The sequence below is a fragment of the Ralstonia flatus genome (assembly GCF_958439105.1).
In the GTDB taxonomy this organism is placed as follows: Bacteria; Pseudomonadota; Gammaproteobacteria; order Burkholderiales; family Burkholderiaceae; genus Ralstonia; species Ralstonia flatus.
In genome coordinates this window covers 1-14,047 of sequence record NZ_CAUDLI010000016.1, presented here as the reverse complement: position 1 = coordinate 14,047, position 14,047 = coordinate 1, and the positions used below count along the sequence as shown (strand labels likewise).

The 14,047-nt window shown below is 60.7% G+C and carries 16 protein-coding genes and 1 pseudogene; 16 read left to right on the top strand and 1 reads right to left on the bottom strand.

Annotated features, from left to right (window positions below):
• Genes pilO2 through pilV form a run of 6 tightly spaced genes read left to right on the top strand, consistent with a single transcriptional unit; the run spans position 1 to position 6,419 of the window.
• On the top strand, positions 1-1,257 hold the full coding sequence (gene pilO2, locus R2676_RS25460) for a type 4b pilus protein PilO2 (protein ID WP_004636272.1): 1,257 nt from the start codon (positions 1-3) through the stop codon (positions 1,255-1,257).
• Positions 1,257-3,086 (top strand): GspE/PulE family protein, encoded by a 1,830-nt coding sequence (locus R2676_RS25455; protein ID WP_004636270.1) that lies wholly within the window; start codon positions 1,257-1,259, stop codon positions 3,084-3,086. Before pilO2 ends, R2676_RS25455 begins: the two co-directional genes overlap by 1 nt.
• On the top strand, positions 3,083-4,123 hold the full coding sequence (locus R2676_RS25450) for a type II secretion system F family protein (RefSeq protein WP_004636268.1): 1,041 nt from the start codon (positions 3,083-3,085) through the stop codon (positions 4,121-4,123). Before R2676_RS25455 ends, R2676_RS25450 begins: the two co-directional genes overlap by 4 nt.
• A gap of 34 nt (positions 4,124-4,157) precedes the next feature.
• On the top strand, positions 4,158-4,658 hold the full coding sequence (locus tag R2676_RS25445; protein WP_004636266.1) for a type 4 pilus major pilin: 501 nt from the start codon (positions 4,158-4,160) through the stop codon (positions 4,656-4,658).
• 31 nt (positions 4,659-4,689) lie between these two features.
• On the top strand, positions 4,690-5,169 hold the full coding sequence (locus R2676_RS25440) for a hypothetical protein (protein ID WP_004636265.1): 480 nt from the start codon (positions 4,690-4,692) through the stop codon (positions 5,167-5,169).
• 11 nt (positions 5,170-5,180) lie between these two features.
• Positions 5,181-6,419: a shufflon system plasmid conjugative transfer pilus tip adhesin PilV gene (pilV, locus tag R2676_RS25435; protein ID WP_004636262.1), complete on the top strand. Its 1,239-nt coding sequence runs from the start codon at positions 5,181-5,183 to the stop codon at positions 6,417-6,419.
• Between the two features lie 652 nt (positions 6,420-7,071).
• Here pilV and R2676_RS25430 read toward each other — a convergent pair.
• On the bottom strand, positions 7,072-7,233 hold the full coding sequence (locus tag R2676_RS25430) for a hypothetical protein (protein WP_004636259.1): 162 nt from the start codon (positions 7,231-7,233) through the stop codon (positions 7,072-7,074).
• A gap of 120 nt (positions 7,234-7,353) precedes the next feature.
• Here R2676_RS25430 and R2676_RS25425 point away from each other — a divergent pair, with 120 nt between their 5' ends.
• The 10 genes and pseudogenes from R2676_RS25425 to R2676_RS25380 form a co-directional block, all read left to right on the top strand.
• On the top strand, positions 7,354-8,379 hold the full coding sequence (locus tag R2676_RS25425; RefSeq protein WP_012436855.1) for a CAP domain-containing protein: 1,026 nt from the start codon (positions 7,354-7,356) through the stop codon (positions 8,377-8,379).
• A 157-nt stretch (positions 8,380-8,536) separates the two neighbouring features.
• The gene (locus R2676_RS25420) at positions 8,537-8,770 is read left to right on the top strand and encodes a hypothetical protein (protein WP_004636254.1); all 234 of its coding nucleotides are present in this window, start codon (positions 8,537-8,539) and stop codon (positions 8,768-8,770) included.
• A gap of 29 nt (positions 8,771-8,799) precedes the next feature.
• Entirely contained in the window at positions 8,800-9,012 is a 213-nt protein-coding gene (locus R2676_RS25415; RefSeq protein WP_004636252.1) for a hypothetical protein, read from the top strand.
• Between the two features lie 36 nt (positions 9,013-9,048).
• Positions 9,049-9,402: pseudogene (gene ssb, locus R2676_RS25410) on the top strand (single-stranded DNA-binding protein); the annotation flags it as partial.
• A 59-nt stretch (positions 9,403-9,461) separates the two neighbouring features.
• Positions 9,462-9,815, top strand: coding sequence for a hypothetical protein (locus tag R2676_RS25405; protein ID WP_004636248.1), 354 nt, complete (start codon positions 9,462-9,464; stop codon positions 9,813-9,815).
• On the top strand, positions 9,812-10,363 hold the full coding sequence (locus tag R2676_RS25400) for a lytic transglycosylase domain-containing protein (RefSeq protein WP_004636245.1): 552 nt from the start codon (positions 9,812-9,814) through the stop codon (positions 10,361-10,363). Before R2676_RS25405 ends, R2676_RS25400 begins: the two co-directional genes overlap by 4 nt.
• Complete coding sequence (locus R2676_RS25395) at positions 10,356-11,387, top strand: CpaF family protein (protein ID WP_004636244.1); 1,032 nt, start codon at positions 10,356-10,358, stop codon at positions 11,385-11,387. The genes R2676_RS25400 and R2676_RS25395 overlap by 8 nt, the downstream gene beginning before the upstream one ends.
• A gap of 17 nt (positions 11,388-11,404) precedes the next feature.
• On the top strand, positions 11,405-11,821 hold the full coding sequence (locus tag R2676_RS25390; protein ID WP_004636242.1) for a hypothetical protein: 417 nt from the start codon (positions 11,405-11,407) through the stop codon (positions 11,819-11,821).
• 5 nt (positions 11,822-11,826) lie between these two features.
• Positions 11,827-12,183, top strand: a complete 357-nt coding sequence (locus tag R2676_RS25385; RefSeq protein ID WP_004636240.1) for a VirB3 family type IV secretion system protein — start codon at positions 11,827-11,829, stop codon at positions 12,181-12,183.
• On the top strand, positions 12,177-14,047 hold a 1,871-nt coding region (locus R2676_RS25380), incomplete at its 3' end, for a conjugal transfer protein TraC (RefSeq protein ID WP_316887550.1). The genes R2676_RS25385 and R2676_RS25380, both read left to right, overlap by 7 nt.

Here is a 14,047-nt window from a genome sequence, read left to right as displayed (position 1 = left end):
ATGGCGCACGCACTTACCTTTTCCGGTGCGAAGGGTGCTTTTGCAATTGGTTTGTCGTGGCAGCACGAGGAAAACCTGCCAAAGGCACAAAGCTTGCGCAAGCTGGCACGTCAGCTCGGGCCCAACGTGCGATGGGGCGTAGCGTTCAAGAATGCGCACGGCACCTTTCAAAGTGCGCTGTGTGAACCGATTGCAGGCGTCAAACCGTCACGGGCCAGACCTCTAGCGGCCATTGTCGCCACTGCGCATCCGCAACCCTGGGCAGGCCTGTATCACCTGGGCGGCGAGCATTACTGGTACATCGCGGTACGCCAGGGGCAAGCCGTCATCGCCGGCGGCGATCAGGTTGGCACGATCAGCGAACTGGCTGCTATTCGCGCTTATCACCAATCGCTACCAGGCTGGACCGAGATCGAGGGCAATCTAGACGACTTGGCCAACCTTGCACGCCAGGCCACGAGCGTGCCGGCTCTACACGACGTGCAGTCTGGCTCCTGGCGGACTGCCGCGCTTGCCGTAACAGCAATTGCGCTTGTGGTGGGAACTGTCTTTGGCGGCTGGTACTTGTATGACCAACAGCAAGAGGCCGAACGCTTGGCGGCCCAGGCCCGCCAGAAGGCAGCGGCCGCGCGCAAAGCTGCTGCTGCCCAGCAACGCATCCAACCTTGGCTTCGCGAGCCCACGCCGGCGATGTTCTTCGAGGCCTGCCGGGCGGCCTGGCACGAGCAGGAGTTGGCCATGCGTGGCTGGACGCTCGCCAGTTGGCATTGCAAGCCCCGTCCTGGTAACGCCCCCGAAGCTGGCCGAATTTCCATCGAGACATCGTGGAACCGAGAAGGCGGCCTTGCAGCGGATGCGCCTGGCGCACTCTCGGCTGACGGGCAGTCGGCCAATCATTCTCGCGAGGCCTCCTCGCCTTTTGGGCCGCCGGCGAATATCGACGTGCTCCCCCTTACTGCCGCACGCAAGAACATCTGGATGCTCGCGCAGGAACATGGCTTGACTTTGCGCTTGACCGATCCACCGCCTCCGCCAGCGCAGGCCGACAAGGATGCGCCACCCCCCGATCCTTGGATTCAGGTGACGGCGAATTTTACGCTGGCCGCACCGCCCTGGTTGGATTTGGCCGCGGCTTTCGATGTAGTGCCGGGCCTGCGCGTAGTCGACCTGGGCTACGACGCGCGAGCTCAACAATGGACCGCCAACGGCACGCTTTACACCGCGCGAGGCGCGGCGCCTGTACACGGAGGAATTTGATGTTTGCCTTCCTGAACCGTTTTGTTCGCAAACCGGCGCGGCTCGATCCCGGCGCGGCTGGCCGTGGCGGTGCCGTGACAGCCACGGACAAGGCCAATCTGGTGCCCGAACCGCCCGAAGCGCTGGCACCCCACGTCGTCTATCCGCGAGTGTTTGGCCCGCGTTTTGAACAGATCGCAGTTGATCTGAATCTGCTCTCTACAGGCCAGGCCCAGGCACTGCGCCAGCGGGCAGCAGGGCAGGGTGGGTATGTCGAATACCTGGCTCCGACGTTTGGCCTATCGTCCGAACAGGTGCAACGTGTGCTGGCCGCGCAGGGTTTTGTCGTGCACGTGGATGCACGTCACTATGGCACCCCGCGCTTTCTAGCATGGGAAGCCGTGCTACGGCGCCTGGGTGCCACGCCCCAGGTCAGGAAAGCCTCCGCCCAGGACCTGGCGGCGCTGCGCCGGGAGTTGGCCAATGCCGGGCGGCTGGACGATACCGATCTACAGACCCTGGCCAAGGCGCGTCAACTGATCGCCGATGCTGCCGCAGTCGGCGCCTCTGACATTCACATCCTGGTGCGCGAGGACCACACCGAGGTCCAGATCCGCATCAAGGGCGATCTGTGGACAGTCGCCTCGATGTCGATGCGCCGCGAGGAAGGTGAGCGCCTGACGCGCTCTATGTATTCGGGCTTGGCCACCATCAAGGAGGACAGCTACAAGGCGCTGAACTTCCAGAATGCACAGATCACAGGTGAAGCGCTGCCCGGCACGGGGCTCACCTCTGTACGGATTATTCGAGGGCCATCATTTCCGGTGGAGTCCGGTGGCGGCTTCTTGGTTGCACGTTTGCAATATCGTGATCTTGCGGCGCAATCCGAGGGCTCCCCAGAAGTTGCGAAGCGCTTGGATTTGTGCACGCCCAAAGCGCCACCGGGCGCTTTCCGTTTGGGAGAGATGGGTTACACGCCGCTGCAGGTGGAACTCGTCTCACGGCTGATGCATCGCCCGATGGGTGCTGTCATCGTGACCGGCCCTACGGGCTCGGGTAAAACTACCACGCTCTATGAATACACGCGGGAACGGGCGCGCCTGCTCCCACATGACCGCCTGATCACCATCGAGGACCCCACCGAATACCCGATGAACTGGGCGATCCAGCTCGTCACCGACAGCAAAAGCTTTCCGCAGATGCTGACCAAGACGCTGCGCATGGACCCTGATGTTGTCCTGCTCGGCGAGATCCGCGACGCGGACGCGGGCGAGGCCACCCTGCAGGCCGCCGCAACCGGGCACCAGGTGCCCACCACGCTGCACGTGACCGACCCATTCGAAACGTTCACGCGGTTGATGGGCATGGACCATGTGCGGCTGTCACTGGAAATCATCTGCAACCACAACCTGATTATCGGCCTGATCGCGCAGCGCATCGTGCAGATGCTGTGCCCGCACTGCAGTGTGCCTCTCGATCAGGCCAGCGAACAGTTGCCAGCCTACATGCTGCGAGCCTTGCATACCTGGGGGGACTTGTCCGGCGTGCGCGTGCGCGGCACGGGTTGCCCGCACTGCGACGGCAAGGGCATCGCTGGTGAGCAAGCAGTGGCCGAGGTGGTGGTGACCAGCGAAGCGCTGATGCAGGATTGCATCGAGCACGGCGTGTTGGTAGCGCGTCGTAACCACCGCCGGCGTGCCGGCTCCGATAAGCCGATGATTGCCCACGCGATCGATCTTGTGCTCGCGGGCCGGCTGGACCCTCGAGATGCCCAGCGCCGAGTCGATGCCATTCCGATGCGGGATGAAATCGATCTGCCGCCGGACGAAACGTCGGAGGTGACATCATGAGCGGCCTGTCGTGGACGCTGCGCCGGCGCCTGTATCAACAGGCTTCGTCGCAACTAGATAACGGGATGACGCTTTCGCAGGTGCTTGGGGAGTTCAGCACGCGCTTAGCGCGCCGTGGGCGTAAGCGTGCCGCAGAGGCCGCCGATGAGGTTGCGCGACGGGTGGTGGACGGCGATCCCTTCGTTCTAGCTTTGGGCGACGACCTTTCGGACTTGGAGCGCAGCGTGCTCGACGCCGGCGACCAAGCCGGCCAGTTGCCGGATTCCATGCGCCTGGTGATGGAAGTGCGTGATCTCACCACGCGCCTACGTCAGAAACTGCAGGCGAGTTTCTTCGCGCCCTCCGTCTACCTGGTTAGCTTGTACGCGGTGCTGTTGTTGATTGGTGCCTCGATCGTGCCGCAGTTCCTGGACGTGCTGCCGCTCTCCAAGTGGACCGACTGGGCCTATGCGATGTATCTGATGGGGGATCTCGCCGTCGGCTGGCCGGCACCGATTTGCTTCGGCGGGCTGCTGATCTATGCCGTCTGGTCATGGTGGGCGCTGCCGCGCTGGATTGGACCCGCGCGCGCGTTCTGCGACCGGCGCTTGTTCCCCTTCACGGTCTATCGGGAAATCACTGGCTTCACCTGGTTACTGTCGTTCGTCGCGCTCTTGCGCGCCGGCATCCCGGACACGGTGGCGCTGGACAACCAGATTGCGTCCGCTTCGCCGTGGCTTGCCTCGCGTCTGAAACCTATCCGCAATGGGCTGATTGATGGTCTGAGCCTACCGGAAGCCATGCGGGCTACCGGGTACGGCTTTCCATCCCCGGACTTGATCGATGAGATCGGCGCCTACGCCGGCTTTGACGACTTCACTGACAAGATCGCCGTGGCCGTGCGCCAGTACGCGGAAGTCATCGAGCGGCAACTGCTCGCGCGGGGCATGTTGATGTCGGCGGTCTTCACGGGGTTCATGTTTCTCGCTTTCGTGGTGCTGCAGCTTGGCGCCAACTCGCTTTCATCGATTCTCACGTCCGCGATGGGGCAAATCTGATAGCTCGGGCGTGATTCACTTTTAGAGGTTATTTATGGATCGTCTTCTCGGAAACATCATCGCCATTGTTCTGACGCTCTTGGCGCTCGTCGGACTCGCCTACGCGGGCTACAACGGCTTCCAAAATCACAAGGCGGGCGTGGTAGTCAACGACGTCGCGCAGATGATTACCAATGCCCGTGCAGGGTTCTCACAAAGCAATAACGGCTATGCAAATTTCACCACGGCCAATGTTCCGGCAATGATCAACGGCGGTATGTTCCCGACCGACATGGTGCGTGGCAATACGGTCGTTGATCCATGGGGTAACCCGGTCACGCTTGCTTCGACCAACAACGCCTCGCAAGGCGTGGTCGGCTTCGGTGGCGGCGGCAGCGAGACTGCCTCGCAATGCGTGAAGGTAGCCACCGGCATGAAGGACTATGTATCACTAGACATCAACGGTCAGGTTTTTACACAAGCGAACCTGCCAGATCAGGTCACTGCTGGTGCGGCCTGCAGCGCCACGGCCACGTTTTCCGTGACGTTCCAGTGAGCATGATGTTTCACAAGCTGGAGTCAGCGCCATGGCTTTCTTGATGCTGCCCATTATCACAGTGCTCTTTTTCCTGGGTGTCGGAGTCCAGGCCTGGCAGCTCGCGCAGGCTGTACCCGGCGCGGGCGTGCCGGGCCGCATGGAAGCCGCGGCCAACGTGTCGGCACAACAGGCGCTGGTCTTCGGTGCGGCTTGCGTGGCTACAGCTAGCGCGACGCCGGGCCTGATTAGCGCAAGCATTTCACCAGCACTGCCAGCTGGCGTCTCGACGCCGGCTGGCGCGGTATGCATGGCTGCTGCTCGCGCTGGCGGCGGACGCGACATCTACGGCTATATGCCGGTGGCACCCGGTGCGGCGGGATTCTTGATCCAAAACACCCAGGGCAATGTGGCGTGGTTTCGGGTCAGCAGGCAGGGCACGGCTGTGAACATGGTGACCGGCGTGACCTACGCCGTGCCAACCATGATTCCCGTTGGTGCACTGATTGATTGGGTGCAAACGACTACCTGAGGAATTGATTCATGGACGCCCTATTGGGATACATCGTTGCGCTGGTGCTGTCGATGCTGAGTCTTGCCGGCTTCACGACATGGGCCAAGGTCGGTGTCACCAACGTGCAAACTGCGGCCGTGGCGAGCCAGATGCTCGTCTTCAACAAAGCTGCGCAGCAGTATGTGCAGGACAACGCCGCTACGCTCGTGGCTCAGGCTACAGCTACTACGCCAGTGTCGGTGACCACGGCCACGTTGATCAATTCAACCCCCTCATATCTGCCTGCGGGATTTTCGTCGACCAATGCCTTCGGTCAAACCTGGCTACTACAGGTGCTGCAGCCGTCTGCGAACACGCTGCAATCCCTTGTGACCACACAGGGCGGCCGGGCGGTCACCGACGTCAAGCAGCTGGTGCAGATCGCGGCGCAGGCTGGAGCGCAAGGTGGTTTCGTGCCTTACACCGGGCAATTGGGCGACGCAACCATGACACCTAACAATGCCTATGGCGCGTTCGGCGGCTGGCGTGTGTCGCTCACCGGTTACACGAACCCTGGAAGCGGCCACCTGGCTTCGCTGTTGGCGTTTGGCGGCGCACAGGTCAACAACAACTATCTGTACCGGGTACAGGTTCCTGGACACCCGGAACTCAACCAGATGCAGACAGCGCTCGACATGACGGGCAACGACATCAACAACATCGGCAATGCGAACGCCACACAGGCGCATCTGACCGGTACTGGCGCCCCAAACACGGCATGCGCAAGCGCCGGTGCTATTCGCACCAGCACGACGGGAACCGGCCTAGTGATCTGCAGCGCCAGCACCGGCGTCTGGGAGCCGATTGGCACCGCAGTAGCTAACGTCACCAATGGCATGCCCTGCAACAACAACGGTCAGATCGCCACAGATGCAACCAATGCCGGTTACATCTGTAAAAACAATCAATATGTGGCGATCAACAATGCGATGGGCAGATTCGCGATCAATCGCCAGTTCACAAATGTTACTGACGGTATGACCTTCGCCAAAGATAGTTGTCCCGGCGGCACGCCTTGGGCCATGTATACGCCGGGGACATTCCTTGTGAACGATACCGGCTATGTGAATCCGCCAATTGAAGGAAACCTTTTCACCGCTATCGACCAAGGCGCGGTCTGGTATGCGCAGGCATCGGCCCGCTCGTCGTCGACCTGGTACAGCGGGAACGACACCGGAAATCTTGGTGGCCAGCTCGTGGGTACGCTGACAACGGGCTGTCAGTATTGACCGAACGTGTGAGGAGAAGAGAAATGTGCAAGAAGCAAGTGGCCTTGACGGTGTTGTCCTGCGCTGCGATCTGCGCCGCGTTATTCGGTGAGGCTCAAGCGCAGCTGGTTAAATTGCCAGCCGTACCGTTCACAGTCGCGGATTGTCATCCGGGCGATCATTGGGGATCGTCGCCAAGTCATGGCGGCTTGCTGCGATGTCTGACAAACAATCCGCCGCCCGCGCCTACGTGCCCGGCGGGCAGCACCCAAACATCAGCTCCTGTGTGGAACGGGGAGGCATGGAGCCAGCCGGTGTGCGCGGTAATTCCGCCGCCTGCTCCACCGTCACCGCCGCCAGGTCACGTGGTTGTGGCAACGGCCACCACCAACAGCTGCGGAACCCTTGGGGCCTTCAATACATATGCTGACGGGACGTATGACGCAAGCAATCCCGATTGGAGCCAGTCTTTCTCTGGTACTTGGGATCAGATGTTCAGCAATGGAGCGGCATATATGAACCAGAACTACGCTCGTTACTATCAGCCGATGTACATCCCCCAGCCTTCGGACCCGAATACCGCGACCCAATACTTGTCGCGTGTCTTCTTTGTCAACAACCCGTGGGCATGTGGTGGTGGCGTGGGCTAAGTTAACCAGACCCGCCAGTTACCTCATTTCTTCGCCTTGGCCCGCGCCTGAAGAATTTCCAAGATGAGGCGTGGGACCGAAACAGTCTCGCCACGCTTCACAGATTCCTGTGAAGCTTCGCGCAGCAAGTCCTGGTGGAGTTTCTGCGGTAGGCGAACCAATACCCCTTTTTTGTCTTCAGTCATGATTGTCCTGATCAAATTTGAGAGCGAATATATTTCGCTGATAGCAAGATAGCATGCTACGATGATATCATGAACACCCAGAGAGGTCGCCTCTCGCCAAAGCTCAACTGGAGAAGAAGAATGCGAAACACCAGCCAAACAATCTGCATCACCAAGTCGCTTGCCGCGCTCTCCCTCGTTGCCGCACTCGCAGCGTGCGGTGGTGGCGGTGGAGACAGTAGCACTTCCTCGTCGACAAGCGGATCTTCAAGTTCGTCAGGAGGATCGCCGTCGCAAACCGTAACTGGCACGCTATCAACGCCTCAATACACGAGCGGCAGCGCGCAAATCACGGCCTTCAATCTGCTCAATCAATACCGTGCCCAGTGCGGCATTCCCGCGCTGCAGGAGAACACCGTACTGGATCAGGCAGCACAGAGCCATGCAAAGTACATGGGCCTCAACAGCGCCATATCGGATAGCGAAACATCGGGAAGCGCAGGATTTACCGGTGCGTCTTATCAAGATCGAGCGGTGGCCGCAGGATTGCCGACTTCCACGTTTAGCACAGGTGTGAGCGGAGGTGCTTCGATCACAACTAACGGCTTTACGGCTGCTCAAGCAGGGCAGATGTTTGTCAATTCCCTGCTGGCGGGGGTGTACCACGCCGCAATCGTTGCTTACCCTTCCAATACGATGGGGATTGGGGAATACGAAACGCAATCTACCAGCAGTGGTCTGGCTTGGACGAATGCGTGGGAAAGCATCAGCGTGCTGGTCAGCCAGTCTTCGATTTTTAGCAACACGCCGCTTACGTTCCCCTGCCAAGGGGTTACCGGTGTGCCGTATAAATCGACAAGCGAGAGCCCCACTCCGCCGAACGTCTCGAACTCGGGCTGGGGCACGCCGGTTGTCGTGATGGGCAACACGTCCGACACGATCATCCTGCAGAACGCATCCATGACTGGCCCGTCAGGCAGCGTTGCACTTCAGATCCTGAATTCGACAACTGACCCGAACAAAGCTCTTGGTGCATATCAGGCCGTCGCCTACCCGACGTCGCCGCTGCTGCCGAATACGCAGTATTCGGTCACTCTGACCGGCACCGTCAACGGCACGGCGTTCTCGCGTAACTTTACGTTCACGACCGGCAATGTCGTGGGTTAAAGCGCAAACGTCTTCCTGAAAAGAACCCTTCTGCTCAACAGATCACGCCCATGAAAAACGGCCCATAGTCATCTGAACGAATCGCTCGCCAAGGTGTTTGCACCACCGAAGCGCGCGTTACCGCAAAAGCCCCAGTTTCCCAACAGAGGAATGAACCATGGCACTCGCCTTTTCAGCCAAAGCGGGCGCGAATATTCGCGCCGCCTTCCATCATCTCCGTATGCGCGTGCAACGTTGCGCGCTGCGGCTGTCACAGCCTCACGCCAACGTGCGCGCGCTCACGAGCAGTGGCGTTGCCATTCCAGCCTCGCGCGGTGTCGTGTCTCGGGCGATTTTCTGTCTGCCCTCTCTGCCTGCGAGCCAGCTTACCCAGCGGATTTGCCGTTTCTGACTGTCCGTGATTTTCCGGGAGAAGTTGGCATGCACCTGACTGTTCTTGAACGGCAGGCGCTCGCAGATGCCGCAGCTGAGGGCTTCGACGAAATCGAAGCAACGCTGCAGCGCCTGCAGATCGTCAATGCCGCGGCATTTCATACGCTGAGCACCTTGGCGACGCGCGTGTTCTTCGACCAGCCTGTTCGCAACGAACCGTGCCTGGCGTATGTACGCGCGCACCAGCCCAAAGGCGATTGATTCCCAACCCGCACTAGCACCAGGAGGACCTACAGCATGGCATCCGTCAACAAAGTCATCATCGTCGGCAATCTCGGCGCCGATCCCGAAACGCGCTACATGCCCAGCGGTGATGCCGTTACCAACATCCGCGTGGCGACCACCGACCGCTACAAGGACAAGGCCAGCGGCGAGATGAAGGAAACCACCGAGTGGCACCGCATCGCCTTCTTCGGTCGACTGGCCGAGATCGCCGGCGAATACCTGAAGAAGGGCTCGCAGGTCTACATCGAAGGCCGCCTCAAGACTCGCCAGTGGGAGAAGGACGGCCAGAAGCAATACAGCACCGAAATCGTCGCCGACCAAATGCAGATGCTTGGCAAGGCGCCCGGCGATCGTGGCACGGCAGGCGCTAACGATTTCGAGAGCGACGACGAGATTCCGCTGTGATTCATCCCCGGAGCCCGTCGATGAACTCGCGCGCCATCTTTCCTGACAGTCTCGCCCAGTTCTGTGCGGCCCGCGCCGGAGAGAAATACCGGCCGCACAACGGCGTCGAAGGAGAGCTTTTCATCGACGCCTGGTGCCGCAACTGCGTGCGAGCTACGCACGCCGGGATGGAACCTCTCGAATTTGATGCGAGCGCCTGCCTCATCGTCGGGGCCACCTTTGCATACACCATCGAGGACGCGCAGTACCCCAAGGAATGGCAGTACGCCCAGGACGGGCAGCCCTGCTGCACGGCATTTGTCCGCGTCGGCGAAGCCATTCCCGCGCATCGCTGTGAGCGGACCCGTGACCTTTTCGATCGGGATGCGTCATGAAGGGCTCTGCATTCCTGCTCGTCATGGCGCTATTGCCGGCGCTGGCCTTTGCCGACTGTATTGACGAAGCCGCCAGGTTCCACCAGGTCGATGCGCGCTTGGTGCGCGCCATCGCCCAGGTGGAGTCGCGGATGCACGCGGACGCCGTTGGCGCCAACAGCGATGGCAGTACCGACATCGGTCTCATGCAGATCAACTCAAGCTGGCTACCCAGCCTGGCGCGCTATGGCATCACCCGAGCGCATCTGTTTGATGCTTGTGTCAACGCCTACGTAGGAAGTTGGATTCTGTCTCGCAATATCCAGCAGCTCGGCCTCACGTGGGATGCCGTCGGGGCCTACAACGCCAAGAGCCCGGCAAAGCGTCTCGCCTACGCGCAAAAGGTCTATCAGGCGTTGGCGACGGCCAGCTCTACGCCGAGCCGCGCAATTGCCAACCCAGTAGCCTCAGTACGGCCTGTGGAGGCGCCGCGTGCTGCTGCGCGCCGCCGGCAGACGAACACGTCATCGGACATCACCATCGTCTCCTGGGAGCCACCCAATGAATGACCAGCAGACACGTGGTTTCGCGTTCGAGGTCCTCCATGACTACCTGCGTGATCTGCAGGAAATGATGGCAGACCCGGAAACCAACGAAATCATGATCAACCGCCACGATGTCGTGTACCGCGAGCGGCGCGGTGTGATGGAGCGCATCGAAGGGCTGGCGATCGCGCCTGCCGCGCTCGATACCGCCATCACGGTTCTGACCAATATCAACGACAAGGATCAGGCGCCGCTGCTCGATGCGCGCCTGCCAGGCCTGCGCATCGCAGCCGCCCGATTCCCCGTGTCAATCCACGGCGACATGATGTCGATCCGCAAGCACTCCGTGCGGCGCATCGCCTTGGATGATTACGTGCGCAACGGTGCTTTCGCCGTGTTGCCCGCCTCGCAGAACCGCTTCATCGGCCGGCAGGATCGGACTGTTCTCGACCACGCCGCTGAAGGCGGCGAGGCGTTGATGCGCTGCCTGCAATGGATCATGCGCCAGCGCTACAACATTGTGTTCTCCGGCGGCACCTCATCCGGCAAGACCACCCTGCTCAATGCGTTGCTCGAAGCGATTCCGGAATCCGATCGCATTGTCACCATCGAGGACACCGCCGAACTGAAGATCGCTTTGCCCAACTTCGTGTCGTTCGAAGCGAACCAGAACATCACGATTCGCAATCTCATTAAGTTCGCACTGCGCATTCGGCCCGACCGCATCTTTGTGGGCGAGGTCCGGGGCGCCGAGGCCTTCGACCTGGTGGAAGCACTGAACACCGGGCATGACGGCTCGATTTGCACACTGCACGCCACGAGCGCGGATGAAGCGCCCTACAAGTTGGAGTCGTACATCCGCATGAGCGAGGAAGGCCGCCTGATCGCCACCGAGGATCTGCGCAAAAAGATCGCCTCGACCTTCCGCTTCTTCTTGCATGCCGATCGACAAGGTGATGGCACGCGCGGGCCTGTTGAGCTCCGCGAAGTGCTGGGCGTTGAGGACGGCCGCTACAAGACACGCCTTTTGTTTTCCCGTTTCGCCTAATCAACCAGGAGTCTGTAATGAACGTTCTGTCCCAACTGCACCGCATCACCAACCTCGTCACGCAGGGCTATCTCACCACGCACTCGCGCCTTGCGGACACGAAGCAAGCGATTCACGCGCAGGTGGATCGTCACCGCAGCTTGATCCGCAGCGTGCTGTTGGCGCTCTGGATCGAAGCCATCCCCGGCCTCGCGCGTGCTGGCATCTGGAACGGGGGCCTGTGCAACATCTACCAGCAGGTGCTTGACAACGAACTGATCATGATCGTGTCCCTCGCTGCATTTGCCGGGGCGTTCATCTTGTGGCTGCTCGATGACGGCCACAGCAAGATCAAGCAGAACATCCTGCGCGGGTTCGTCGGCACCATGGCGCTGATCAACATGCCGGTGCTGTGGTCGCAGCTCTTTAACAAGGGCGTGGCCTGCACCGCCTGACGATCATGACTACCGCGATCGAAGCCGGCACGCCGGCGGCGGATACGCCCGCCGACTCCCTGTCCGTGCCCATCCGCAAGACCATGCTCGAAAAGTTCCTGATGGGGGGCATTGACAGGAAGCTCTGCGCCGGCGAGCTCGCCATCCTCATATTCACCGCCGTAGGCCTGCGCAATCCGTGGGTCCTGCTGGCGCTTCCGCCGACGCATCTGATCCTGTGGCTCGCGACGAAACGCGATCCTGACCAATTCAACTGCTATTTGCGCTACAGCAAACAGGGCGACTTCTACGAGCCGCGGCCGATGCTTCGCCAGACACGTAATGCTCGCCCCAAGGGCTTCGCGCGAGGTGAACTGTGCTGAACAACCCTACGCTCTCGCCGTTCGACCGAGAATCGCTTACACAGATCGAGGAACGCCTAGCAGGCCGGAGGCGATCGACCGCTGAGCTCGTGCCGTGGCTATTCAAGTACAGCGATTTCATGATCGCCAACAAGGATTCAGCCTTGATGGTGTCCTTTGAATTCACGGCACCTGATTCCAACAGCATTTCCATGACGGTGATGCGTGAACTTTACGAGCACGTCGCCGCCAGCCTGGGCAACCTGTCGCGCTATCCTATCTCGCTCTGGTGGACGGTCCATCGGCGCTTGGATTCGCGCTATGTCACCCTGCCCATGCCGGACAAGGTTGCGCAGATGGTCGACGACGATCGGCACGCGAATTTCTTGGCCGAAGGCAACTACGTCAACCGGCATTTCGTCACGTTCTCGCTTCTTCCCCAGGTCGGGCTCGACGCATTCGCCTCGCGCGTCATGCATGGCGTTACGCATGACGACCTGTCGATCCCGAGCGCGCTCTGGGAGGCCGTGCGTGCCACGTTTTCCGACCAGTACCAGTTCGCCTACACGCAGTCCGAACTGGAGGCTGCTGTTGAAACCTTTGAATCTATCCTGCACGGCTTCGCTGCAGACAACCCGCACATCAAAATGCGGCGTCTGGCCGGCAAGCGCCTCGGCGGATTTATGCACGCGGTCTGCTCCCCGCCAAGCGATCACATCACTGAACTGGACATCCCGGAAACGCCGGCACTCGACCAGGCGATGTGCGACACGGAAATTACGCCGGGCCACGACTACCTGCACTTCTACTCGAACGGGCGCCAGCGATACGGCATTGCAACGGGGATTCCGGGGAAGCGGGACTACTGGCCAAGCAATGCGTCGCCAAAGACTCTGGACGACCTCCTGAAGATCAAGGGTGAGCTCACCATCAGCCATTGCTTCCGTGTGTCGTCACCCAGCGCAGCAAAGCGTTTCATCGACAGTATCCGCAAGTACCACGAAGGCCAGCGCTTCGATGTGCGCCAGCTGCTCGCGGCGACCCTGCGCGGGACTGATATGGACGCCAAGCCAGGGCGCCAGAACAAAACGCGCCTGAAGGCCGCCGAAGAGGCGAACACACGCGCCGGCAAGGTCGAAATGCTTGAGGAGATCTACGGCTTCTACAACTTCACCGTCATTGCGTACTCGCCCGTGTTCGAGGAAACGCCGGCCTCGAAGGGTCTTGCCGGCGAGCAGGCCTACAAGAAAGCCGTGGCGACACACAACGCCGTGGAAGACGTTCTGCGCGCAGCCCAGTTCATACCGGTGCGCGAGACTCTGCACGCCATGTCGGCGTTTGCGACCACCATTCCGGGTATGTGGCGCGAGTGCGCGCGCTGGGCGTTTCTCGACACCGAAGCCGTTTCCCGCTTGCTGCCGCTGCGCGGCGTCTCGCGCGGCTCAATGTTCAATGCGCATCTGTCCAAGCAGATGCGCACACGGATTCCGGCGCTGGCGGCGTTTACCACCGAATACGGTACGCCTTTCTGGTTTACCGCCTACCTGATGGACCTTGGCCACATGCTCATCTGTGGCCGCTCGGGCTTCGGCAAGACCATCTTCATGTTGCTGTGCGCGACACTGTTCCGGAAATATCCGAACGCGCGGCTGATCGGCTTCGACATGAATTTGTCGATGCGCATTCCGACTGTCCTGCAGGGTGGGCGCTATCTGCAATTTGCGGCCGATGCCAACACCGTGGCCGAAGAGGAGCGGGCAACCTGCAATCCCTATGTCCTGCTGGGTCATCTCCGCCATCTCAAGTTCCTAGTCGACTGGACCGTGCTGCTGGCCAGCCAGCGAGGCTATCGGCCCACCACGGACGATCGAAAAGCCATCGAGAA